The organism is Curvibacter gracilis ATCC BAA-807 (assembly GCF_000518645.1).
GTDB classification, from domain to species: Bacteria; Pseudomonadota; Gammaproteobacteria; order Burkholderiales; family Burkholderiaceae_C; genus Curvibacter; species Curvibacter gracilis.
Window position 1 is genome coordinate 37,959 of record NZ_JADZ01000026.1, and the last position, 23,659, is coordinate 61,617.

The following is a 23,659-nucleotide window of genomic DNA, read 5'->3' on the forward strand; positions in this document are numbered from 1 at the left end:
TGAGGAACCCAGATGGACATCCACAAAGAAATCGACACCCGCGGCCTGAACTGCCCGCTGCCCATCCTGAAGGCCAAGAAGGCGCTGACGGACATGCTGAGCGGCCAACTGCTCAAGGTGGTGGCCACCGACCCGGGCTCGACGCGCGACTTCCAGGCCTTTGCCAAGCAGACCGGCAACGAGCTGGTCGAGCAGAAGACCCAGGGCGAAGAGTTCATCCACGTGTTGCGCCGCCGCTGAGGCGGGTGGCCCTCCACGCCAAACCCCAAGCAAAACAGCCACCCGGGCGTGAGCCCGGGTGGCTGTTTTTGCGTCAGGGGGCCAGGCCGGGGCCTGGCTGAGCCCGCCTCACTCAGAGCGACAGGCTCTTGAGGTATTCGCGGAAGCCTGCACCCACCTCGGGGTGTTGCAGGGCCAGTTCCACGGTGGCTTCCAGAAAGCCTTCCTTGCTGCCGCAGTCGTAGCGCTTGCCTTCGTACTGCCAGGCGTACACGGCCTCGGTGGTCATCAGGCGGGCGATGGCATCGGTCAGCTGGATCTCGCCGCCGGCGCCACGGGGCTGGTTGGCCAGCATGTCGAAGATGGCCGGGGTCAGCACGTAGCGGCCCGCCACGCCCATGCGCGAGGGCGCCACTTCGGGCATGGGCTTTTCCACGATGTGGCTGACCTTGAGTACGCGGTCGTCCACGGGCTCGCCCACCACGATGCCGTAGCGGCGCACGTGCTCCAGCGGCACCTCTTGCACCGCCAGGATCGAGCGGCCCAGCTTGGCAAACTGGCGCGTCATCTGGGCCATCACGGGCTCGCCACCGGCGGGGGCGGACATCAGGTCGTCGGCCAGCAGCACGGCAAAGGGCTCGTTGCCCACCAGGTGGGCGGCGCACAGCACGGCGTGGCCCAGGCCCATCGAGCGGGGCTGGCGCACATACGAGAAGGTCATGCCTTCGGGGCGCAGCTCGCGCAGCCGGGCCAGCATCTCGGTCTTGTGGGCGGCTTCGAGTTCGGCTTCGAGTTCGTAGGCGGTGTCGAAGTGGTCTTCGATGGCGCGCTTGCTGCGGCCGGTGACGAAGATCATGTGGTCGATGCCTGCGGCATGGGCCTCTTCAACCGCGTACTGGATCAGCGGCTTGTCCACCACCGGCAGCATTTCCTTGGGGCTGGCCTTGGTGGCCGGCAGAAAACGCGTGCCCAGCCCTGCGACCGGAAAAACCGCCTTGCGGACAGTCTGCTTGATGTTCATTTATTTCATCCTCCTGAGTTGATCCTGGATGCCGGCCAGCTTGGTTGAGAAGTCGGCCACGCGTTTTTTCTCTTGTTCAATCACCGCCGGTGGGGCCTTGGCCACAAAGGCTTCGTTGGACAGCTTGCCCTGCGCCTTGGTGATCTCGCCTTCGAGGCGGGCCGCTTCCTTGGCCAGACGGGCCTTCTCGGCTTCCACATCGATTTCCACGAACAGGCACACACGGGCCTGCCCCACCACCGCCACCGGCGCGGCCTGGGCGGCTTCGGCCCATTCGGCTTCGGTGGCAAACAGCTTCACTTCGCTCAGCTTGGCCAGCGCCTGCAGTATGGCGGCCGATTGTTGCAAGAAGGTGGCTTCTTCGGGCTGGCTGGCCACGGCCAGCAAGGGCAGGCGGGTGGCGGGCGACACGCCCAGCTCGCCGCGCAGGTTGCGGCAGGCGTCCACCAGGGCCTTCAGGCGCTCGACATGCGCAATGGCAGCGGGGTCGATCTTGGCGGGCTGCGACTCGGGGTAGCGCGCCACGCTGATCGATTCGCCCTTCAGGCCGGCCACGGGGGCCACGATTTGCCACAGTTCTTCGGTGATGAAAGGAATGATGGGATGGGCCAGGCGCAGGATGGCTTCCAGTGTGCGGATCAGCGTGCGGCGGGTGCCCCGTTGTTGTGCCTCATCACCGGTCTGGATCTGCACTTTGGCAATTTCCAGGTACCAGTCGCAAAATTCGTTCCAGACGAAGTCGTACAGGCGGTTGGCCACGTTGTCGAGGCGGTATTCCTCGAAACCCTTGGCCACATCGGCCTCGACTTGCTGCAGCACCGAGGCAATCCAGCGGTCGGGCTGGCTGAAGCTCATGTAGCCATGGGCCTTGCCGCCAGGGGCGCAGTCGGCCTTGGTGTGCTCCAGCAGGCCGCAGTCATGGCCTTCGCAGTTCATCAGCACGAAGCGGGTGGCGTTCCAGAGCTTGTTGCAGAAGTTGCGGTAGCCCTCGCAGCGCTTGCTGTCGAAGTTGATGCTGCGCCCCAGCGAGGCCAGCGCGGCAAAGGTGAAGCGCAGCGCATCGGCCCCATAGGCCGGAATGCCTTCGGGGAACTCTTTTTGCGTGTTCTTGCGCACCTGGGGGGCGGTTTCGGGTTTGCGCAGGCCGGTGGTGCGCTTCTCCAGCAGGGGCTCGAGCGAGATGCCGTCGATCAGGTCCACCGGGTCGAGCACATTGCCTTCCGACTTGCTCATCTTCTTGCCCTGGGCATCGCGCACCAGGCCGTGGATGTACACGTGCTTGAAGGGCACCCGGCCCGTGAAGTGGGTGGTCATCATGATCATCCGGGCGACCCAGAAGAAGATGATGTCGTAGCCCGTCACCAGCACGGTGCTGGGCAGGTACAGGTTGAAGTCGTCGGTGGCCGAGTCGGTCTGCTCGGGCCAGCCCATGGTCGAGAAGGGCACCAGGGCGGAGGAGTACCAGGTGTCCAACACGTCTTCATCGCGGCGCAGCGTCTTGCCCGGGGCCTTGGCCTGGGCTTCGGCTTCGTTGCGGGCCACGATCACGTGGCCGTCTTCGTCGTACCAGGCCGGAATCTGGTGGCCCCACCACAGCTGGCGGCTGATGCACCAGTCCTGGATGTTGTTCATCCACTGGTTGTAGGTGTTGACCCAGTTCTCGGGCACGAACTTCACCTCGCCGCTGGCCACGGCGTCGATGGCCTTCTGGGCGATCGATTTGCCGGTGGGGTCTTGCTCGCTGACCTTGCTCATGGCCACAAACCATTGGTCGGTCAGCATGGGTTCAATGACCTGGCCGGTGCGGGTGCAGCGCGGCACCATCAGCTTGTGCTTTTTCACCTCGACCAGGGCGCCGGCGGCTTCCAGGTCGGCCACCACGGCCTTGCGGGCCACAAAGCGGTCCAGGCCCTGGTACTTGGCGGGGGCGTTCTCGTTGATCTTGGCTTCGAGCGTCAGCACGCAGATCATCGGCAGGCTGTGGCGCTGGCCCACGGCGTAGTCGTTCTGGTCGTGCGCCGGGGTCACCTTGACCACGCCGGTGCCGAACTCGCGGTCCACGTAGTCGTCGGCAATCACCGGGATCTCGCGGTCGGTCAGCGGCAGCTTGACCATTTTGCCGATCAGGGCGGTGTAGCGCTCGTCTTCGGGGTGCACCATCACGGCCACGTCACCCAGCAGGGTCTCAGGCCGGGTGGTCGCCACGGTCAGGCTGCCCGAGCCGTCGGCCAGCGGGTAGGCGATGTGCCACAGGCTGCCGTCTTCCTCTTCGCTTTCCACCTCGAGGTCGGACACGGCCGACATCAGCACCGGGTCCCAGTTGACCAGGCGCTTGCCACGGTAGATCAGGCCTTGCTCGTACAGGCGCACAAAGGTGTCGGTCACCACGCTGGAGAGCTTGTCGTCCATCGTGAAGTACTCGCGGCTCCAGTCCACGCTGTCGCCCATGCGGCGCATCTGGGTGGTGATGGTGTTGCCGGATTTCTCTTTCCACTCCCACACCTTGCTGACGAAGTTCTTGCGGCCCAGGTCATGGCGGCTGAGCTTTTGCTCCTGCAGCTGGCGCTCCACCACGATCTGGGTGGCGATGCCCGCGTGGTCGGTACCGGGTACCCAGACGGTGTTGAAGCCCTTCATGCGGTGGTAGCGCGTGAGGCTGTCCATGATGGTCTGGTTGAACGCGTGCCCCATGTGCAGCGTGCCGGTCACGTTGGGCGGCGGCAGCTGGATGGCGAACGAGGGGGCCTCGGCCTGGGCCGCGCCGGTGCCGCGGAAGCCGGCGGCACCGTAGCCGCGCTTTTCCCATTCGGGGCCCCACTGGGCCTCGATGGCAGCAGGTTCAAAGGATTTCGAAAGGCTGTTCAGCCCGGGCTGTTGAATGGTGTCGCTCATGGCGTGGCAAATGGAAACGGCACCCTGGGGTGCCGTTGGAGACTGTTGCAGGATGAGGCCGATTTTAGCGGTGCGGCGCAGCCCTCCCGGGGGCCGTGTGCAGAATCGCTCCGATGGGGCGGCCAGCCTGGGCGCCGGGGCCCTTGGCACCCGGGGCCCGGACGCCAGGGCACGGTCCCATAATGCGAAGCCATGAACGACTCCGCCCTGGTTTTTTTGTGCTCCCGCGGCCATCAAGCGGCGCCATGGCGCCGTGGCTGGGCTGGCCGTTCTCCGGCCCTGCTGGCCCTGTTGGCGCTCCTCGGCGCAGCGGCGCATGGCGCCGAGGCCCCGGCCGCAGCCCCTGGATCGGTTGAGGCGGCTGCGCCGGTTGAATCGGCCCCTGCCCCCGAAGCCAGCCCCTCCACGCCCGCCGAGCACCCCTACAAACTCACCTTTGGCCTGTACCCGATGCGCGGGGGCGGGCAGCCTGCCAGCACCGGGGCCGACCTGAACCTGCGGTACGGCTACGGCAGCGGCAATGTCTGGCTGGGCCGCTACGAGGCCGAGGGCCAGGGCACGCAATGGCGGGGTGGCTGGGACCGCTCGGTGCCGTTGCCCGGTGGCTGGCGTCTGCAGCCCTCTTTGCAGCTGGCCTCGGGCGGCTTTGCGGGCGGCAGCCTGGGCCTGGAGCGGGGTGAGCGCTGGGTGGCGGGCGCGGGCCTGGGCCGCACCAATCTGCGCCCGTATGTGAACCTCAATTTCGACCCCAACGATGCCTGGATGCTGTGGGCGGGCTACCACCCGACCGAGTCGCAGTCCTTGTCGGTGCTGGTGGTGCGCGACAACCGTCAGAACCCCGACCAGCAGCACATGCACCTGGTCTACCGCGGCCCCGTGGCCGACGGCCTGCGGCTGACGGTGGATGTGCTGCGCAAGACCGGCCTGGTGGACGGGCAGGGCATCCGGCGCCTGGGCTGGTCGCTGGGGCTGGACGGGCGGCGCACCTTTGTGCACCTGGCCTGGGATCCGAACGTCAACTTCAGCAGCCAGAACATGTGGCGCCTGTCCACCGGCTGGCGGTTTTGAGGGCCTCCGTGCAATGAACCCCATCGCAGACGGGCACTCGCCCCTGGCCTTGCAGGTGCAGGCGCTGCTGCAGCGCGAAACCGGGCAGGTGCTCAGCCCGGCGGGCTTGAACGAGCTGCTGTCGCTCACCGGCCATGGTGGCGCCGCCTCCTGGAGCGACCCGGTGCAGCAGCGCGAGGTCACCGTGGTGCTGGCCGATCTGCGCGGCTTCACCGCGCTCACGGCCACCCAGCCTGCGGGCGTGATCATCGCCTTGCTGAACCGCTGCCTGGCCGTGTTGAGCGAAGTCATCCTGCGCCACGGCGGCACCATCGACAAGTTCATGGGCGATTCGGTGATGGCCCTGTTCGGTGCGCCGCAGGGGCGCCCGGACGACGTGGAGCGGGCCCTGGTGTGCGCGGTCGAGATGCAGCTTGCGATGGCGGGCCTGAACCGCGAGGGCCTGCAGCAGGGCCTGCCCGAGCTGTACATGGGCATCGGCATCAACACCGGCCAGGTGATTGCGGGCCGCTTCGGCTCGGCCGCCTACTCGCAGTACACGGTGATCGGTGATGAGGTCAACCTGGCCTCGCGCATCGAGTCCTTCAGCCTGCGCGGGCAGGTGCTGGTCAGCGAGCACACCTACCAGCGCTGCGCCCACCTGGTGGAGGCCTCCGGCCCCATGGAGGTGCACGTCAAGGGCAAGAGCGAAGCCGTGCGCGTGCGCGAGGTGGTGGCCATCCCGGCGCGCGGGCTGCACGTGCCGCGTGCCGAAGTGCGGCGCAGCCACCGTGTGGAGGTGCGCCTGCCTTGCACCCTGCACGAACTGCAGCACAAGGTGGTGCTGCCGCACCCCGTGGCCGCCGTGATCATCGATGTGGGCTACCACGGGCTGCAGATCGAGCTCGACCAGCCGCTGCAGCCCTTTGCCGAGCTGAAGCTGGAGTTTGCCCTGCTGCTGGTCGACTTCACCGTCAGCGATGTGTACGCCAAGGTGGTCAAGTGCCGCCCCTGCGAGGGGCGTTGGCGCGCGGGCCTGGAGTTCACCGCCATCGGGGTCGAGAGCAGCGCCCGCTTGCAGACCTTTGTCCAGCTCCTGGTGGCCGTGCGCTGAGGCCGCGCCAGCGCCCGGCAGGCGCAAAAAAGCCGCCGGCGCCCGGTGGGCTGCGGCGGCTTGGTCAGGCAGGCCACTGCGAGGCCAGCGGGCCGTTTACTGCTTGACGGCTTCGACCTGCACCACCAGGTGCACGTTCTTCGGGAAGCCCCAGTCGATGCCGTAGTTCATGCCCCATTGGGTGCGGTCGATGGTGGCTTCGAAGTCGCCGCCGCACACTTCACGCTTGAGCATGGGGCTTTGGTAGCAGTTGAACTGCTTGGCAGTCAGCGTCAGGGGGGCGGTCTTGCCCAGCAGGGTCAGGTTGCCGGCCACGCTGGTCACCTTGTCGCCTTCGAAGCTGAACTTGTCACCCACGAACTTGAAGGTGGGGAACTGCGGTGCGTTGAACAGGTCGGCGCTTTGCAGGTGCTTGTCGAAGGCAGCGGTGCCGCTGTTGATCGAGGTGGCGTCGAAAGTGATCTCGACCTTGCCGGTCTTGGCGGCCTTGTCCAGTTGAACGGTGCCTTCCTTCTTGTCGAAACGGCCACGGTTCACGGCAGCACCGAAGTGGCTGATTTCGAAAGTCGCAAAGGTGTGGGTCGGGTCAATGCCGTAGGTGGCGGTTTCAGCCTGGGCCAGGCCGGCAGAGAGGGCGGCCGCAGCGGCCAGGGCGATCATCGAAATACGCATGGTTGAAAACTCCTGTTGGGAATGGGTGGAAAAAAGAAAAACAGACGGGATTCAGAGAACGGTGCGGATCAGAGCTTGTTCACACCGGTCAGGGCAAACTTGAACTTCACCTGCACGTCGTCGGCCACCATGCCGGTGTCCGACCACTCGCCTTCACCGATCTTGAAGACCAGGCGCTTGATCGGCAGCACGCCGGTGGCGAGGGTGGTGGCGCCGTTCTGGGTCAGGGTCACGGGCACGACCACGTCCTGGGCATGGCCCTTGATGCTCAGCTTGCCGCTGATCTCAAACTTGCCGCCCCCCAAGCCCTTGGCCGAGGTGGACTGGAAGGTGGCCTGCGGAAACTTGGCGGTGTTGAACCAGGGGGCCTTGGGCAGCTCGGCATCGCTTTCAGGCACGCCCAGGGTGGCGCTGGCCACATCCACCGTCATGGCGATCTTGCTGGCTTCGGGCTTGGCCGGGTCGAAGCTGAGCTGGGCATCGAACTTCTTGAAGCGGCCTTCGACCGGCACGCCCATCTGCTTGCTCACAAAAACGATCTCGCTCTGGGCGGGCACCAGCTTCTGGTCGGCATGGGCGGGCGTGAAGGCGGCGATGGCGCTCAGGGCCAGGGAGGCGGCGAGGGCGCGTTTGAAAATCATGGTCATGGTTCACTCCTGTTGCGGCCCGCGGGCCGGCTGGAAAAAATGGAAATCAGAGAGCCGAAAAAGGGGGACGGGGGCGTGCTTCAGCCACGGCCCGGCAGCATGCGGTTGATCAGGCCGTCACGGTCGATCAACTGGTGCTTGAACGCCGCCGCCACGTGCAGCGCAGCCAGGCCGGCCAGGGCCCAGGCGGCGATTTCGTGCCAGGGCTTGATCAGCTCGGCCAGTGCCTTGTCGGGGCCGACCAGGTCAGGCAGAGGCAGCACGCCGAACAACACCACCGGAAAGCCCGCAGCCGAGCTGTAGGCCCAGCCAATCAGCGGCACGGCAAAGAACAGCAGGTACAGCAGGTGGTGCGTGCCATGGTGGGCCACGCGCTGCCAGGCCGGCATGGCCTGTTCGATGGCCGCCGGCAGCTCAGGCGGGCGGTGGGTGATGCGCCACAGCAGCCGCAGCACCGACAGGATCAGGATCGACATGCCGGCCCATTTGTGCCAGCTGTAGTACTTGAGGCGTTGGGGAGAGAAAGGCAGATCGGCCATGTACAGGCCGAGGCAGAAGGTGCCCAGCAGCGCAGCCGCCAGCAGCCAGTGCAGGGCCATGGCCAGCGCGCTGTAGCGCTGGGGAGAGCCGTTTGAAACAGAGGTCATGGATGAAACCCGGATTGAAGACGGTGTGTGGACTGTTTGATCAACAACAAGTTCCTGAACTGTCTGCAGTGTAGGAAGCGGGTTTGCCTCCGGGTTTCAGCGTGATTGACGCTTCAATTCAAAAAAATTGAATGCCCAGCGGCTGCAGCTGGGGGATGGGCGGCTCGTCCTCAGGGGCAGAGCGCTGCGTTGCGCCAGGCCGCGGCGGCGGCGGGCTCGTCGCCACGGCGCTCGGCCAGCAGGGCCAGGGCGCGCCAGGCGTTGCGCTGCATGGGGCCGGCTTCCAGGTGCTGGCTGGCCTGGGTCAGCAATTGCTGGGCCTTGCCCCACAGCTGGCGCTTCAGGCAGGCCACGCCGGCCAGGTACTCCAGCCGGGCGTTGCGCGGGTTGGCCTGCTGGGCATTCTCGATGCGCGCCAGCCACGGGGCATCCAGCGATTCCATGCTGTTTTCCAGGGCCTCGACCAATTTCTGCTGCAGGTGCTCCGGCAGCGAGTCGGGCAGGCTGACCATGCGCTCCCACACCGGCAGCAGCCAGTGGCGGGCGTGTGCGTCGTCGCCGCCGAGTTGGCTCAGGCGGTGCGCGGCCTGCAGGGCCAGCTCGGGCATCTGGCGTTCTGCCGGGTCGAGCTGCTGCCAGACCTGTTGCAGCTGGGCCGGGTCGTGGGCCGAGTTCAGCAGTTCGGCCGCCAGCCCGCGCACGATGCTCTGCGCGGCCGCAGTGGAGAAGGCGCGGTGCTTGGCCAGCAGGCGGGCGGTTTCGAGGGCCATCAGGGTCTGGCCGGCCAGGCGCGCGGCCTTGAGCCGGGTGCGCAGCGCGATGGTGCGCCGCGAGGCGCCCTGGGGCAGCTCTTCGAGCCGGGCCAGGGCCCCGGAGGCGTCGCGGTCGTCCAGCATCCAGCGCGCCGAGCGCAGTTGGGCGCCTTCGTGCAGCTCCTGGGTCTGGGCGTTCTGGCGCAGCGCGGTTTCCTCCAGCGCCTGGCGCAGGTGCTCGTCGCGCCGGTTGCGGTCTTGCAGCGCGTGGGCGCCGTCGGCGGCCACCAGGTGGGCCAGGGTGCGCAGCTGGAGGCCGGCGCCGCCGTAATGGGCGCTGGCGCTCAGCGACTGCTCCTGGGCCAGTGCCGCCTCGGCGGCCTTGCTGGCCCGCACGAAACGGCCCGACAGCAGATGGGTCATGGCGTCCAGCAGGGCGCCGTGCATGGCGCGCTCTTTCTGCTGCAGGCGCCAGCGGCGTGCCTGGTGGGGCATTTCGAACAGGGCGGCCAGGGCCTGCAGGGCCGCATGCAGGACCACGAAGCCGCCGACCAGCAGCAGCAACACCATGTTCAGGGACAGGTCGATCCGGTAGGGCGGCCAGAACAGGGTCACCGTGCCCTGGTTGTTGCCGGCAAACAAGGCCATGGCGACGGCAATGCCGAACAGGGCCAGAAACCACAAGGCTGCGCGCATGGTGGGCCTCTTTTCCTCAGCGGCCCGCGGCGGCGGTGGCCAGCGCGGTCAGGGTTTCGTCCAGGCGCGGCAACTCCACCGCCTTGAGCTGGCCTTGCAGCTGCTGCAAAAGGGTGGCTGCGCTCTGGGTGCGGCGCGAGGCCGGGTCGAAATACTTGTTGATCTGGGTGGCGGCGGCGGCCAGGTCGGCGCGGGCCGATTCGGTCTGGCGGGCCAGCACGCCCAGGCGGGCGTTGAGCAACTTCAGCTTGAGGTTCTCACGCAGGAAAAAGCTCTGCTCGGGCGCCAGCAGGGCGGCCTCGGGCTGGTCGATGCGGCTCACGCGCACCAGGTTGCGCATCTCGTCGCGCACCAGGGCCAGGGCCTTGCCGGCGGTGTTGTCCCACCAGTCCTGGGCCTGGGCTGCGGCGCCGGCCGGCGCGCTGCCGTTGGCGGGCGGGGCGGGGCGGCGCCCCGGGGCGTTGGCCACGGCATTGAGCACGGGCAGTTCGTCGACCTGGCGGGCCAGCTCGTCCAGGCGGGCCAGCAGGCCGGGCGTGTCGGTCACGCTGGCCGACTTGATGCGGTCGCTGTCGTGCTGGATGGCGCGCTGCAAGGGGGCCAGCCGGGGCTGGGCCGCCCGGGCGATGCGCTGGTCGGCGGTCTTGAGGGCGGCCAGCATGGGCTCGACGCTGCCGGTCAGCTGGGCCTGCTGCTGGGCCAGGCGCAGCGAGGACTCGATGTCGACCACCAGGTTCTCGTCGCGCGAGCGCGACAGGCTTTGCATCAGCTCTTCGAGCTGGGTGCGCTGCAGGGCCACTTCGCTGAGCCGGGTTTCATTGAGGCTGACCCGGGCCGAGGCATCGCGTGCCAGCTCCTGGGCCTGACGGGCCAGGGCGCGGGCTTCGATGGCCTGGCTGCTGCTGTCGGCAGACTGGCGGGCCAGCTGCTCCTGCAGGTTGCCGATCTTCTGCCACAGCGAAACGCTGGCCACCAGGGCCAGGCCGGCCACGGCCAGAGCGGCCCAGGTCAAGGCCTGGCCGGGCCGGCTGCGGGCGGCGCGCGGCGCTGCCGGCGCGTGTGCGGCGGGCTGGGGCTGACGGGACTCGTCGGGCGGGGTGTCGATCGGGGGCACAGAACTCATGTCAGGGATTCTATCGAGGCCGCCACGTCATCCAGCGTCGGCCGCGTGGCATGGACCTGGCCGAAGCCGGCGCGGGCGGCTGCTTCGGCGATGCGCGGGTGCGTCACCAGGGCGCGGGCCCGCTCCCAGCCGGCCTCGGGCAACCAGCTCTGCAGGTTGCGCACCGCCTCCGAACTGCTGAACAGCCAGACCGTGCCATCGCTGGCCGCCGCCAGGGCGCGCTCGCGCAAGACCCCACCGTGGGCCGGCGGGCGGCGTTCGTAGGCCACGTGGTGGCTGACCTGGCCGCCGGCCTCGGTGATGCGCTGGCTCAGCCATTCACGCCCGGAACCCTGGCCGGCCTGCTCCGGGGGCAGGGCGGCGGCGGGGTCGGCGGGGGCGTCGACGCCGCGCACGATCAGCACCGGGTCGCCGGGGCGGATCTGCGCCTGCACCAGGGGCCACAGGTGTTCCGAGTCGAACTGGCCGGCTTCGGCGGGCGGGGTGGCAATGCGCTCGGGGGGCACGCCGGCGGCCAGCAGGGCGCGGGCCGTGCCCGGCCCGGGGGCCCAGCAGTGGGCCTGAATCAGGCAGGCCTGGGCGCCGGGCGTGCTGGCAAAGTGCTGCACCGCATTGCCGCTGACGAACATCAGGGCCCGCCAGCGGGTTTGGGTCAGGTGCTGCAGGCCAGCGCGCGGGGCGGCGATCTCGATCAGGGGCAGGGCCTCGGCCTGCAGGCCGCGCAGGCCCAGTTGCCGGGCCCAGTCACTGGCCTCGGGCTCGGGCCGGGTGACCAGGACGCGCGGGGCGGGCATGGGGTGACAGGTGTTCAGGGGGTGTCAGGGCGTGTCAGGCGTGGGCAGCACGCGGCGTGCGCCACCGGCTTGCAGCAGCTCGGCCACTTCGTCGCCCAGTTCGGCGGCGCTGGCCAGCGAATCCAGGCTGCGCTGGCCACTGGCGCGCACCAGGGCCACGCTGGCGCTGTCCGGGTCGCCCCAGGCGGCGCGCAGGCGCAGCTCGTCGCCATGCCATTCGCCGTGGGCGGCCAGGGGCATGGAGCAGCTGCCGCCCATGGCGCGGCTGATGGCGCGTTCGGCCGTCACGGTGAGCCAGGTGCGGGGGTGGGCCAGCGGGGCCAGTGCCGCACGCAGGTCGGCGCGCCCGCTGCGGATCTCGATGCCCAGGGCGCCCTGGCCGGCGGCCGGCAGCATGTGGTCGGGCTCGAACACGGTGCGGATGCGTGCGGCCAGGCCCAGGCGCTTCAGGCCGGCGGCCGCCAGCACGATGCCGGCGTACTGGCCGTCGTCGAGCTTCTTGAGTCGGGTGTCGAGGTTGCCGCGCAGGGGCTCGATGCGCAGGTCGGGGCGCAGCGCGCGCAGCAGCACCGTGCGGCGCAGGCTGGAAGTGCCCACCACGGCGCCTTCGGGCAGCTCGTGCAGCGAGGCGTATTGGGGCGACACAAAGGCGTCGCGCGGGTCTTCGCGCTCCATCACGCAGGCCAGCTCGAAACCCTCGGGCAGGTCCATGGGCACATCCTTGAGCGAATGCACGGCGATGTCGGCGCGGCCTTCTTCGAGGGCCACCTCGAGTTCTTTGACGAACAGGCCCTTGCCGCCCACCTTGGACAGCGAGCGGTCCAGGATCTGGTCGCCCTTGGTGGTCATGCCCAGCAGGGTCACGGTGTGGCCGTGTGCCTCCAGCAGCGCCTTGACGTGTTCGGCCTGCCACAGGGCGAGCCGGCTTTCGCGCGTGGCGATCACGATCGGAGCAGGATGGGGTGCGACGATGGGGGCGGCTGGCTGGCTCAAGCTCGTAACCTTTTTGTAATCTTCAAGCGGTCTTGGATGCTAGCATGCCCCGCATTCCACTCCGAGCCGACCGCCCGTCCCTGGGCGCCCGGCTCCCACCCGCGCCCGCCACACCCTCTTGGAGACAGACGCATGAAACGATCCGACAAGGACCAGCCCCTGATTGACGACATCCGCCTCTTGGGGCGCATCCTGGGGGACGTGATCCGGGAGCAGGAGGGCGTGGCCGCCTACGAACTGGTGGAACAGGTGCGCAAGCTGTCGGTGGCCTTCCGCCGCGATGCCGACCAGGAGGCCGACCGGGCGCTGAAGAAGCTGCTGAAGTCGCTGTCGGGCGACCAGACCGTGAGCGTGATCCGCGCCTTCACCTATTTCAGTCACCTGGCCAACCTGGCCGAAGACCGGCACCACATCCGCCGCCGCACCGTGCACGAGCGCGCCGGCGACACGCAGGAGGGCAGCATCGAAGTGGCCATGGCGCGCCTGCGCTGGGCCGGCATCGCCCCCAAGACCATCTCGCAGACCCTGGCGCAGAGCTATGTGGCGCCGGTGCTCACCGCCCACCCGACCGAGGTGCAGCGCAAGAGCATCCTGGACGCCGAGCGCGACATTGCGCAGCTGCTGACGGCGCGCGACGAGATCCGGCTGCGTGCCCTGGTCTACAACACCTCCAAGGATGCCCTCACCCCGCGCGAGCTGGCCGCCAACGAGGCCTTGCTGCGGGCCCGCGTGATGCAGCTGTGGCACACCCGGCTGCTGCGCTACTCCAAGCTCACCGTGGCCGACGAGATCGAGAACGCACTGAGCTACTACGAAGCCACCTTCCTGCGCGAGATCCCCAAGCTGTATGCCGACCTGGAGCGCGAGCTGGGCAACCACCCGGTGGCCACCTTCTTCCGCATGGGGCAGTGGATCGGCGGCGACCGCGACGGCAACCCCAATGTCAGCGCTGCCACGCTGGAGTACGCGCTCAAGCGCCAGGCCGAGGTGGCGCTGCGCCACTACCTGACCGAGGTGCACTACCTGGGGGGTGAGCTGTCGATGTCGGCCCGCCTGGTGGGCGTGACGCCCGAGATGCAGGCCCTGGCCGAGCGCTCGCCCGACACCAATGAACACCGCCAGGACGAGCCCTACCGCCGCGCCCTGACCGGCGTCTACGCCCGCCTGGCCGCCAGCCTGAAGGACCTGACCGGGGGCGATGCCGCCCGCCACGCCGTGGCGCCGCAGAACGCCTACCCCGATGCGGCCGATTTTCTGGCCGATCTGCGCGTGATCGAGGCCTCTTTGAACGCCCACCATGGCGAGGCCCTGGTCAACGAGCGCCTGCACCCGCTGATCCGCGCGGTCGAGGTGTTCGGCTTTCACCTGGCCACGGTCGATCTGCGCCAGAGCTCGGACAAGCACGAAGAGGTGGTGGCCGAGCTGCTGGCCACGGCCCGCATCGAGCCCGACTACAGCAGCCTGCAGGAGGCGGCCAAGCGCGCCCTGCTGGTCAAGCTGCTCAACGACGCCCGCCCGTTGCGCGTGATGGGGGCCAGCTATTCGGCCCATGCCCGCAGCGAGCTGGCCATCTTCGAGGCGGCCCGCGTGATGCGCCAGCGTTATGGCCACCAGGCCATCCGCCACTACATCATCAGCCACACCGAGACCGTCAGCGATCTGCTGGAGGTGATGCTGCTGCAAAAAGAGGTGGGCCTGGTGCGCGGCCTGCTGCAGGAGACCACGGCCGGCGTGACGCCCGCCGTCAGCGACCTGATCGTGGTGCCCTTGTTCGAGACCATCGAAGACCTGCGCAATGCCGCGCCCATCATGCGCGAGTTCTATGCCCTGCCGGGCATGGCCGAACTGGTGCAGCGCAGCGGTGGCGAGCAGGACATCATGCTGGGCTACTCCGACAGCAACAAGGATGGCGGCATCTTCACCAGCAACTGGGAGCTCTACCGCGCCGAGATCGCCCTGGTCGAGCTGTTCGAGGAACTGGCCGCCAGCCATGGCATCCAGCTGCGCATGTTCCATGGCCGTGGCGGCACGGTGGGGCGCGGCGGTGGCCCGAGCTACCAGGCCATCCTGGCCCAGCCCCCCGGCACGGTGCGTGGCCAGATCCGCCTGACCGAGCAGGGCGAGGTGATCGGCTCGAAGTACGCCAACCCCGAGATCGGCCGGCGCAACCTCGAGACCCTGGTCGCCGCCACCCTGGAAGCCACGTTGCTGCAGCCCACCAAGCCCGCCACCAAGGCCTTCCATCAGGCCGCGGCCGAGCTGTCGCAGGCCAGCATGGGGGCTTACCGGGCCCTGGTCTACGAAACCAACGGCTTCACCGACTATTTCTTCGGCTCCACCCCGATCCGTGAGATTGCCGAGCTCAACATCGGCTCGCGCCCGGCTTCGCGCAAGGCCAGCCAGCGCATTGAAGACCTGCGCGCCATCCCCTGGGGCTTCAGCTGGGGCCAGTGCCGCCTCACCTTGCCGGGCTGGTTCGGTTTCGGTTCGGCCGTCGAGGCCTTCCTGGCCCGCCCGGCCGCTGCCGGCAAGGACGGTCGCAAGGAGGCGCTGGCCCTGCTGCAACGCATGTACCGCCAGTGGCCCTTCTTCCGCACCCTGCTGTCGAACATGGACATGGTGCTGGCCAAGAGCGATCTGGCCCTGGCCTCGCGCTATGCCGAACTGGTGAGCGATTCGCGCCTGCGCAAGAAGGTGTTCACCATGATCGAGGCCGAATGGCACCGCACCGCCGAGGCCCTGACCCAGATCACCGGCGACAAGCAGCGCCTGGCGCACAACGAGGCGCTGGCGCGCTCCATCCGGCACCGCTTCCCCTACATCGACCCGCTGCACCACCTGCAGGTCGAACTGGTGCGGCGTTACCGCTCGGGCAGCGAGTCGGACGAGCGCGTGCAGACCGGTATCCACATCTCCATCAACGGGATTGCGGCCGGTTTGCGCAACACCGGTTGAGGGTGTGATGGAGGGCGCCCCGGCCGGCTGAAGGCCGCTTGGGTGCACACTGGCGCGCAAATTGCAGTGAAACACAGCAGGCCCTCGGGCCTGCTTTTGTTCTGGGCGTTTCTGTTTTTTGCAACAAGGTATTCATCATGGTGGGCCCGATGTGGAGTCCGATGTGGCACTGGAATTGGCAGTCCGGCTGGCATTACAAATTTCTGCTCAAGGGCGTGCGCGCCCTGATCGCGCTGGGCACGGTGGTGGCCGGCGCCTGGTGGCTGGACGAGACGGCGGCGCTGATCCCGCTGGTGCTGGGCGTGAACGCCAGCGCCCTGGCCGAGACCGATGACAGCTGGCGCGGGCGCCTGCGCGCGCTGCTGATCACCTTGCTGTGCTTTGCCGCCATGGCGTTGGCGGTGCAGTTCACCCTGCACAGCAAGCCGGCCCTGATGGCGGTGCTGGCGCTGGCGGCGGTGGGCCTGGCCCTGCTGGGGGCGCTGAGCGAGAGCTACCGGGCCATCGGCTCGGCCACCCTGATCCTGGGCCTGTACACCGCCTTGGCCGCGCATGGCGACGAGGCTGCCGCCCCGGGCCTGCCGCACGCGCTGCTGTTGCTGGCCGGCGCGGCCTGGTATGGGCTGCTGTCGGTGTGCTGGGCGGCCTGGTTTCCCAACCTGCAGGTGGTGCAGAACCTGGCCCTGCTGTACGAGGCCCTGGGCGAGTACCTGCGCCTGAAGTCGCGCCTGTTCGAGCCCGTGCGCGGGGTGGACATCGAGCGCCGCCGCGTCGGCCTGGCCTTGCAGAACGGCCGCGTGGTGCAGGCCCTGAACCAGACCAAGGAAAGCCTGCTGAGCCGGCGCCCGCGCCATGCCGGCCCCACGCTGGAGACGGCCGGCCCGCGCTGGCTGCGCCTGGCCTTGCAGCAGTACCTGGTGGCGCAGGACCTGCACGAGCGGGCCAGCTCTTCACACGAGAACTATGACTTGCTGGCGCAGAGCTTCTTCCACAGCGATGTGCTGTACCGCTGCCAGCGCGTGCTGGCCGGGGTGGGGCAGGATTGCACCCGGCTGGCCCAGGCGCTGCGCCTGCAGGGCCCGGTGGAGGCGGTGAGCGACAGCCAGCCGGCCCTGGAAGACCTGCAGGGCTCGATCGCCTTGCTGGAGGCCTTGCCCGAGCTGGCCTGGGCGCAGCGTGAGCAGGGCGCTGGCGCGCCGGTCGCGCTGCCCCTGCGCCTGCGCTCGCTGCGGGCGCTGGCGCGCAACCTGGCGGGCATGCAGAAGGTGATCCGCAGCGCCTTGTGGCCCGAGCAATACCCCTTGCTGCAGGCCGACACCAGCCTGCTGGACCGGGGCCCGCGCAACCTGGCCGAGGCCTGGGGGCGCATCCGCCAGCAGTTCAGTGCCAGCTCGGTGTTGCTGCGCCATGGCCTGCGCCTGGCGGTGGCGCTGATGGTGGCCTTTGTCTGGATGACGGTGAGCGGCGACGAGCACGGCTTCTGGATCCTGCTCACCATCGTGTTCGTGTGCCGGCCCCATTACGGCGACACCCTGCGCCGCCTGGGCCAGCGGGTGGGCGGCACGGTGCTGGGGCTGATGGTGGGCTGGGCCCTGCTCAAGCTGTTTCCGGGGGTGTTGCTGCAGTCGGTGTTCACCGTGGCGGCCGGGGTGGTCTTTGTGGCGGCGCGCCAGACCCGTTACACCCTGGCCTCGGGGGCCATCACCATCCTGGTGCTGCTGGCCTTCAACCAGGTGGGCAATGGCTTCGACCTGATCCTGCCGCGCCTGCTGGACACCCTGATCGGTGCCCTGATCGCCGGCCTGACGGTGTGGCTGGTGCTGCCCAACTGGCAGTCACGGCAGCTGCCCAGGCTGGCCGCGCAACTGCTGCGCAGCCAGGCGGCCTACCTGCGCGAGATCGCCCGTCAGTACCAGTCGGGCAAGCGCGAGCACCTGGACTACCGCCTGGCGCGGCGCAATGCCCACAATGCCGATGCGGCGCTGTCCGGTGCCCTGCGTGAGGTGTTTGACGAGCCGGCGTATCTGCGCCGTCACGGCGCGGCCGGCATGCGCTTCATGGTGCAGGCCCACACGCTGTTGAACTACCTGTCGGCCCTGGGGGCACACCGTCTGGAGGGCCAGGCCCAGGAGTTCGCGCCCGATGTGGCCCAGGCGGTCGAGCTGTTGCTGAACACGCTGGCGGACACGGCCGCGGCCATTGAGGGTGGGGTGCTGCCATTGGCCCCGGTCGATGCGGCCGTGCTGGCCACGCCGACCGAGACCGAGGTCGGGCCTGATCTGGTGCTGCGCTCGCAGCTGCATCTGGCGCTCAGCCTGGTGCCCGAGTTGCAACGCCAGGCGCTGGCGTTGGCCGGGCGCTGAAGACCTTCCCCCGGATCGTGCGGGGGGCGCCGGCCTATTCGGCCTGGATGCCGGCCCGCAGGGCAATGGCGCGCATGCGGGGCAGTTCGGCGTCGATCAGCTTGCTGACTGCCTGGGCCGAGGCCCAGTCCTTCTGCATGCCGGCGGCCAGCAGCTTGTCGCGCAGGTCGTTGTCGCTCATGGTCTCGGCCAGGGCCACCTGCAGGCGCTGGCGTGCGTCGGCCGGCAGGCCGCGCGGGGCCATCAGGGCCAGCCAGGCGTCAAAGGCGAAATCGGTGCCCGTGCTTTCGGCCACCGTGGGCACTTCGGGCAGCAGGGGGGAACGCTGGGGGCCGGTGAGCGCGATCACCTTGATCTTGCCGCTGCGCACATGCGGCAGGGCCGCGGCCACGGTGTCGATGCTGATGGGCACCTGGCCCCCGATCAGGTCGGTCATGGCGGGGGCGCTGCCTTTGTAGGGCACGTGCAGCAGCTTGATGCCCAGGGCGTTCCACACCAGTTCGCCGGCAAAGTGCGAGCTGGTGCCGCTGCCGAACGAGGCGTAGGCATAGCGATCGGGTGCCTGCTTCACGGCGCTCACCAGTTGCTTGAGCGTGTCGATCGGCACCTGCTTGTTGACCAGCACCGCCATGGGCACGCGCGCCGCCATGCCGATGGGCTCGAAGCTTTTCACCGGGTCATAGGGCAGGCGGGGGTTGAGGGCCGGGTTCAGGGTGAAGGTGGAGCCTGAGCTGAGCAGCAGGGTGTAGCCATCGGCCGGGGCGTTGGCCACCACGGTGGCACCGACCACGGTGCCGGCACCGGCCCGGTTGTCGATGACCACGGCCTGGCCCAGGCGTTCGCCCAGCTTCTTGCCGATCAGGCGGCCGGCCACATCGGTGGCGCCGCCTGGCGGGAAGGGAATCACCAGTTGCAAGGGGTGGTTGGGAAAGGCCTGGGCCCGGGCCTGGCCCAGGGGTAGCAGGGAGGCGGCCAGGGCCTGGGTGAACTGACGCTTGGTGAGGTTCATGGTGGGGCAGCGAAGAGAGGGTCTTGAGGGGGTGAGGGACTCAGGCCCGCCGTGCCAGGGCGAGACGGGCCCGGGCTCGTGGATCGAGCCTTGTCGGGCCATCGAACACATGTCTCCTTGTCGCTGCGCGGTCCGTCGGGGCTCCGCGCGCCGGGGGGGGGCGGCTTTGGCTGGCCGCCTGCCCATCGATCAGCCGTTGCGGAACAGAAAGCTGTAGGCGTTGAGGGCGGGCACGCCGCCGAGGTGGGCGTACAGCACGCGCGAGCCGGCGGGGAATTCGCCGTTGCGCACCATGTCAATCATCCCGTGCATCGATTTGCCTTCGTACACCGGGTCGGTCAGCATGCCTTCCTGGCGAGCGCACAGGCGGATGGCCTCCAGCGTGCCCTCGTTGGGCAGGCCGTACTCGGGGCCGCCGTAGCGGGTGTCCAGCACCACGTCTTCGGCCGTGATCTCCTGGCCCAGCTCGACCAGCTTGGCGGTGTTCTGGGCGATGCGCAGCACCTGGGCATGGGTTTGCTCAGGCTTGGCCGAGGCGTCGATGCCGATCACGCGGCGTGCCCGGCCGTCGGCGGCAAAGCCCACCACCATGCCGGCCTGGGTGCTGCCGGTGACCGAGCAGACCACGATGTAGTCGAACTTGAAGCCCAGTTCGGCTTCCTGGGCACGCACTTCTTCGGCAAAGGCCACAAAGCCCAGGCCGCCGTAGGGGTGCTCGGAGCAGCCTGCGGGCACCGGGAAGGGCTTGCCGCCGGCGCGGCGCACGTCTTCCATGGCCTGCTCCCAGCTGGGGCGGATGCCGATGTCAAAGCCGGCATCGTCCATGCGCACGTCGGCGCCCATGATGCGCGACATCTCGATGTTGCCCACCCGGTCGTACACCGCGTCGCTGTAGTTGACCCAGTTTTCCTGCACCAGCACGCACTTCATGCCCAGGTGCGCCGCCACGGCCGCCACCTGGCGGGTCTGGTTCGACTGGATGCCGCCGATGGACACCAGGGTGTCGTAGCCGCCGGCAATCGCCTCCGGGATCAGGTATTCGAGCTTGCGCGTCTTGTTGCCGCCGAAGGCCAGGCCGCTGTTGCAGTCCTCGCGCTTGGCGTACAGCTCGACCTTGCCGCCCAGGTGGGCGCTCAGGCGCTTCAGGGGCTGGATCGGGCTGGGGCCGAAGGTCAGGGGATAGCGGGGGAATTTCTGCAGGTTCATGGTTTTCTCACGGGGTTGAAGGGTGGCGACCCAGGCCTCGAAGCTGGCGAACAGGCTAGGCATCGACACACCTTTCATCGGCTGGGTTGGTGTGACAATGTTATGAAATTGATGGATTAACAGGATTGCGAAATAAATCTGATAATTGGCCAGATGATTTGCATTCTTGAATCTGTTGATTCAAATATTTCTTGAAATCAAATATGACTGCAACAAAAGTTCGTCCAAAGAATGCGCTTGAAACGCCCGCCTCCAGCCCGGTGAACAGCGAGCTGGACCGCACCGATCGCGCCTTGCTCAAGCTGCTGCAGCGCGATGCCTCGCTGTCGAACGTGGCCCTGGCCGAGAAGGTGCACCTGAGCCCGCCCGCCTGCCTGCGCCGGGTCGAGCGCCTGCGCCAGGCCGGCTACATCCAGCGCACGGTGGCCTTGCTCAACCCCCAGGCGCTGGGGGCCGGCATGGTGGTGCTGATCGGGGTGGTGCTGGACCGCTCCACGCCCGAATCCTTCGAGGCCTTCGAGAAGGCGGCCGCCAAGATCTCGGGCTGCATGGAGTGCCATGTGGTCACCGGCGAGTTCGACTACTTCCTGCTGGTGCGCACGCGCAACAGCGAGACCTTCAACCAGTTGCACGCCGAGCAACTGCTGTACCTGCCCGGGGTGCGGCAGATCCGCTCGTTCATGGGGCTCAAGCAGGTGCTGTCGACCACCCAGCTGCCCCTGTCTTGAAGAATGGCGGGCATTCCCGGCTTTCTTTGGCCGATGCGGCGGGTGCCGGGCCTTTAGCATCGGGTGCGATGACAAGCGTTAAAAGGTGTGTGAGCATGAAGCCAAGCTGTTGGACCCCTCTGGTGCTGGGTACGGCCCTGCTGGCCAGCGGCTGCAGTTCGCTGGACGTGCCGCGCGCCGACAACTACCCGATCAGCAGCCAGAAAAAAGCCCGCTCGGTGCACCACTGGGATGTGCTGGCCGACGACTCGGCACGCCGGATTGCCGACAAGATCCGCAGCTACCCCATGGCCTTGCCGGCGGTGTATGTGGTGCCTGCGGCCCCGGGCTCGTTCAACCAGAGCTTTCGCGAGTTGCTGCTGACCCGGCTGGTGGACCATGGCGCCATCGTGTCGCGCCAACCCGGGCCATTGGTGGTGCGCTTTGAAACCCAGTTGATCGAACACCCCAGCGGGGTGGAGAACCAGAGCCCGATGCCCGCCCTGGGCCTGGCCGCGGGCATCTCGGTGGTGCGCGACCTGTATGCCTATGACCACGTGACCGGCAACTACGTGGGCAGCCTGTTGACGCTGGGGGCGATCACCGATCTGTCGCGCCGCTGGCGTGACGGCACGGCCGCCGGCGGCCCCACCCGCACCGAGGTGCTGATCACCACCTCCCTGGAGCGCGAGGACACCTTTCTGGCCCGCACGTCCGACGTCTATTACATCGATGGTGAAGACGGCGGCCTGTATGTGCCCAAGCCGATCAAGGCGGCCGATGCCGGCCCGCCCCCGGTGGCCACACGCAACTGGAAGGTGGTGGGCCCATGACGCAGGCTCGACGTCGCCAGGTGCTTGGCCTGGCCGCGGCGGGTGTGGCCGCCCTGGGCCTGGCGGCCTGCTCATCCACCCCGCCGGTGGACGAGAACGTGCGCACCGACCTGATCGACGTCAACTACAAGGCGGCCGATGCCCTGGTGGCCGGGCTGCAACTGGACCGCAAGCAGCCTTTGCTGGTGGCCACCTTTGTGAACCTCGAGGTGCTGACCGAGTCCTCGCGGCTGGGGCGGCTGTTCTCCGAGCTGGTGGGCGGGCGCCTGGCCCAGCGCGGCTACGCGGTGAAAGAACTCAAGCTGCGCGACAACCTGTTCATGAAAGCCTCGCAAGGCGCGCTGCTGCTGTCACGCGAGGTGCAGGACATCAGCCAGACCCAGTCGGCCCAGGCCGTCATCGTGGGCACCTACACCTCGTCGGGCAAGATGCTCTACCTCAGTGTGAAGCTGGTGGTGCCCGAGGGCAATGTGGTGCTGGCCGCCCATGACTACGCCATGCCCATCGACGCCAACATCAAGGGCCTGCTGAAATAGACCGTACCTCGGCCCCAAGACAAAACGCCCCGCGGCGCGAGCCGGCGGGGCGTTTTGTCGAAATGAAGGGCCATCAGGCCCCTTTCTGAATTCAGTCAGCCTTCAACGAAGAGGTCAGCCCGCCGCCGGGCCGCCCCAAGGCGGGCTGGGCCCCCTTTGGGGGGCAGGGAGTGACACGAAGTGCACGACCGTGGGGGCCATATTTCAATGCACCATGAGCGCGCCGCTGGCCTTGCTCTTGCCGGCGCGTGCGGGCGGATTGCACAAGCCGCACAGGAAGTGGCGTGCGTTCTCGTAGGGCTCGGTGACGAACTTGCCGCTGCAGCGCGAGCAACTGGTCATGGTGAGCATGTCGGCGTCGACGAACTTGACCAGGCGCCAGGCGCGGGTGAAGGACAGCAGGGGCTCGATCTCGGCGGCCTGGACCTGCTCGTTGTACAGGCGCCAGGCCTTGGTGAGCAGGTCGATGCTGTCCATGTCGGCGGCCTTGGACAGGTACTCGTAGATGTTCAGGAACAGCGAGGAGTGGATGTTCTCTTGCCAGGTGAGGAACCAGTCGGTGGAGAAGGGCAGCTGGCCCTTGGAGGGGGACTTGCCGGCGATCTCTTTGTACAGGCGGATGAGGCGCTCGTAGGAGAGGGTGGTTTCGGACTCGAGCACCTGCATGCGGGCGCCCATGCGGATGAGCATGGCGGCGCGCTCGATCTGGCGCGACTCATTGAGCACGCTCTTGGCGGGGGCCTTGGCGGCGGCGGCGGGAGCTACGGAAGCTGCGGTGCTGGGCTCGACGGCGGTGGCGATAGAGGTGCTCATGGGGGTCTCCAAACAAACTCAAACTTCAAAAGAGGGCGGCGATCCAGCCGCCGCCGGGCCGCCCCAAGGCGGCTGGGGCCCCCTTTGGGGGGCAGCGACCACACGCAGTGAGGGAGCGTGGGGGCTCACAAGATCTCAGCCAGGCGGCCGGCCATCAAGATGTTGGCGTGCAGCTTGTTGGTGGCTTCGTTGCCGACCTTTTGCTGGGTGTTGTGGTTGGTGAGCAGGCTCCAGACGAGTTCGTCGTCGACGCGGAAGCGTGCCAGCAAGGTGTTGCGCGAGGCGAGCTTCATGACCTGGGAGGGGGAGAGTGCGGAGAGGATGTCGGCGGACTCTTCGTTGAGGCCGAGGCGGAAGATGGCTTCGGCCTTGTCCAGGCGGATGAGGGACTGGGCCAGCATCAGGTAGGTGAGGTTGGCTTCGCGGATCTCGGCAAGCATTTGTTCGCTGGTCATGGTCAAACTCCTTTGTACGGAGCCGCTGTCGCTGCCTCATGCAGGGTTTCGCGATCCGTTGAAATGGATTGTGAAGATCCCGTAAAAGAAAATTAAGTCAGGTAACGGATGTGTGCTTTGTCTGGTTTTTTACCTGGCTTGTCAGGTTTTTTCTGACATGGCACG

At 67.9% G+C, this 23,659-nt stretch carries 21 protein-coding genes; 8 read left to right on the top strand and 13 right to left on the bottom strand.

Annotated features, from left to right (window positions below):
• The first annotated feature begins 12 nt into the window (after nucleotides 1-12).
• Nucleotides 13-240, top strand: a complete 228-nt coding sequence (locus L880_RS0118910; RefSeq protein WP_019578212.1) for a sulfurtransferase TusA family protein — start codon at nucleotides 13-15, stop codon at nucleotides 238-240.
• Between the two features lie 112 nt (nucleotides 241-352).
• Here L880_RS0118910 and galU read toward each other — a convergent pair whose 3' ends face one another.
• Together galU and L880_RS0118920 are read right to left on the bottom strand one after the other, a co-directional pair.
• Nucleotides 353-1,240: a UTP--glucose-1-phosphate uridylyltransferase GalU gene (gene galU, locus L880_RS0118915; protein ID WP_027476999.1), complete on the bottom strand. Its 888-nt coding sequence runs from the start codon at nucleotides 1,238-1,240 to the stop codon at nucleotides 353-355.
• On the bottom strand, nucleotides 1,241-4,132 hold the full coding sequence (locus L880_RS0118920) for a valine--tRNA ligase (RefSeq protein ID WP_027477000.1): 2,892 nt from the start codon (nucleotides 4,130-4,132) through the stop codon (nucleotides 1,241-1,243).
• Nucleotides 4,133-4,324: 192 nt separating this feature from the next.
• On the opposite strand from L880_RS0118920, the gene L880_RS0118925 reads away from it, so the two are divergent.
• Nucleotides 4,325-5,200, top strand: a complete 876-nt coding sequence (locus tag L880_RS0118925) for a hypothetical protein (protein ID WP_245615249.1) — start codon at nucleotides 4,325-4,327, stop codon at nucleotides 5,198-5,200.
• Nucleotides 5,201-5,213: 13 nt separating this feature from the next.
• Nucleotides 5,214-6,293, top strand: coding sequence for an adenylate/guanylate cyclase domain-containing protein (locus tag L880_RS0118930; protein ID WP_027477002.1), 1,080 nt, complete (start codon nucleotides 5,214-5,216; stop codon nucleotides 6,291-6,293).
• 96 nt (nucleotides 6,294-6,389) lie between these two features.
• Here the strand turns inward: L880_RS0118930 and L880_RS0118935 are convergent, their stop codons facing one another.
• The 7 genes from L880_RS0118935 to hemC form a co-directional block, all read right to left on the bottom strand.
• The gene (locus L880_RS0118935; protein ID WP_027477003.1) at nucleotides 6,390-6,965 is read right to left on the bottom strand and encodes a YceI family protein; all 576 of its coding nucleotides are present in this window, start codon (nucleotides 6,963-6,965) and stop codon (nucleotides 6,390-6,392) included.
• A gap of 68 nt (nucleotides 6,966-7,033) precedes the next feature.
• On the bottom strand, nucleotides 7,034-7,612 hold the full coding sequence (locus L880_RS0118940; RefSeq protein WP_425389200.1) for a YceI family protein: 579 nt from the start codon (nucleotides 7,610-7,612) through the stop codon (nucleotides 7,034-7,036).
• An 80-nt stretch (nucleotides 7,613-7,692) separates the two neighbouring features.
• Nucleotides 7,693-8,259, bottom strand: a complete 567-nt coding sequence (locus L880_RS0118945) for a cytochrome b (RefSeq protein ID WP_027477005.1) — start codon at nucleotides 8,257-8,259, stop codon at nucleotides 7,693-7,695.
• A 170-nt stretch (nucleotides 8,260-8,429) separates the two neighbouring features.
• Nucleotides 8,430-9,707, bottom strand: a complete 1,278-nt coding sequence (locus L880_RS0118950; protein WP_027477006.1) for a heme biosynthesis protein HemY — start codon at nucleotides 9,705-9,707, stop codon at nucleotides 8,430-8,432.
• 16 nt (nucleotides 9,708-9,723) lie between these two features.
• Nucleotides 9,724-10,830 (bottom strand): uroporphyrinogen-III C-methyltransferase, encoded by a 1,107-nt coding sequence (locus tag L880_RS0118955; RefSeq protein WP_027477007.1) that lies wholly within the window; start codon nucleotides 10,828-10,830, stop codon nucleotides 9,724-9,726.
• Entirely contained in the window at nucleotides 10,827-11,624 is a 798-nt protein-coding gene (locus L880_RS0118960; protein WP_027477008.1) for a uroporphyrinogen-III synthase, read from the bottom strand. Before L880_RS0118960 ends, L880_RS0118955 begins: the two co-directional genes overlap by 4 nt.
• A gap of 24 nt (nucleotides 11,625-11,648) precedes the next feature.
• Complete coding sequence (gene hemC, locus L880_RS0118965; RefSeq protein ID WP_027477009.1) at nucleotides 11,649-12,617, bottom strand: hydroxymethylbilane synthase; 969 nt, start codon at nucleotides 12,615-12,617, stop codon at nucleotides 11,649-11,651.
• A gap of 132 nt (nucleotides 12,618-12,749) precedes the next feature.
• On the opposite strand from hemC, the gene ppc reads away from it, so the two are divergent.
• Complete coding sequence (gene ppc, locus L880_RS0118970; protein ID WP_027477010.1) at nucleotides 12,750-15,572, top strand: phosphoenolpyruvate carboxylase; 2,823 nt, start codon at nucleotides 12,750-12,752, stop codon at nucleotides 15,570-15,572.
• A 161-nt stretch (nucleotides 15,573-15,733) separates the two neighbouring features.
• Entirely contained in the window at nucleotides 15,734-17,935 is a 2,202-nt protein-coding gene (yccS, locus tag L880_RS0118975; RefSeq protein WP_043329941.1) for a YccS family putative transporter, read from the top strand.
• Between the two features lie 34 nt (nucleotides 17,936-17,969).
• On the opposite strand, the gene L880_RS0118980 is transcribed toward yccS, so the two are convergent.
• Together L880_RS0118980 and L880_RS0118985 are read right to left on the bottom strand one after the other, a co-directional pair.
• Nucleotides 17,970-18,944, bottom strand: coding sequence for a Bug family tripartite tricarboxylate transporter substrate binding protein (locus L880_RS0118980; RefSeq protein WP_027477012.1), 975 nt, complete (start codon nucleotides 18,942-18,944; stop codon nucleotides 17,970-17,972).
• Nucleotides 18,945-19,133: 189 nt separating this feature from the next.
• Nucleotides 19,134-20,150, bottom strand: coding sequence for a 1-aminocyclopropane-1-carboxylate deaminase (locus L880_RS0118985; protein WP_027477013.1), 1,017 nt, complete (start codon nucleotides 20,148-20,150; stop codon nucleotides 19,134-19,136).
• Nucleotides 20,151-20,353: 203 nt separating this feature from the next.
• Here L880_RS0118985 and L880_RS0118990 point away from each other — a divergent pair, with 203 nt between their 5' ends.
• The 3 genes from L880_RS0118990 to L880_RS0119000 all read left to right on the top strand — a co-directional run bounded on the left by L880_RS0118990 (nucleotide 20,354) and on the right by L880_RS0119000 (nucleotide 22,226).
• A complete protein-coding gene (locus L880_RS0118990) occupies nucleotides 20,354-20,878 on the top strand; it encodes an Lrp/AsnC family transcriptional regulator (RefSeq protein ID WP_027477014.1) in 525 nt (174 codons plus the stop codon).
• Nucleotides 20,879-20,973: 95 nt separating this feature from the next.
• Entirely contained in the window at nucleotides 20,974-21,690 is a 717-nt protein-coding gene (locus L880_RS0118995) for a hypothetical protein (RefSeq protein WP_245615251.1), read from the top strand.
• A complete protein-coding gene (locus L880_RS0119000; protein WP_027477016.1) occupies nucleotides 21,687-22,226 on the top strand; it encodes a FlgO family outer membrane protein in 540 nt (179 codons plus the stop codon). Before L880_RS0118995 ends, L880_RS0119000 begins: the two co-directional genes overlap by 4 nt.
• Nucleotides 22,227-22,430: 204 nt before the next feature.
• On the opposite strand, the gene flhC is transcribed toward L880_RS0119000, so the two are convergent.
• Together flhC and flhD are read right to left on the bottom strand one after the other, a co-directional pair.
• Nucleotides 22,431-23,039, bottom strand: a complete 609-nt coding sequence (flhC, locus tag L880_RS0119005) for a flagellar transcriptional regulator FlhC (protein ID WP_084461446.1) — start codon at nucleotides 23,037-23,039, stop codon at nucleotides 22,431-22,433.
• Between the two features lie 125 nt (nucleotides 23,040-23,164).
• Nucleotides 23,165-23,494 carry a flagellar transcriptional regulator FlhD gene (gene flhD / locus L880_RS0119010; protein ID WP_019574875.1) on the bottom strand — a complete coding sequence of 110 codons (330 nt, stop codon included), beginning with the start codon at nucleotides 23,492-23,494 and terminating at the stop codon, nucleotides 23,165-23,167.
• Between the last annotated feature and the right edge of the window lie 165 nt (nucleotides 23,495-23,659).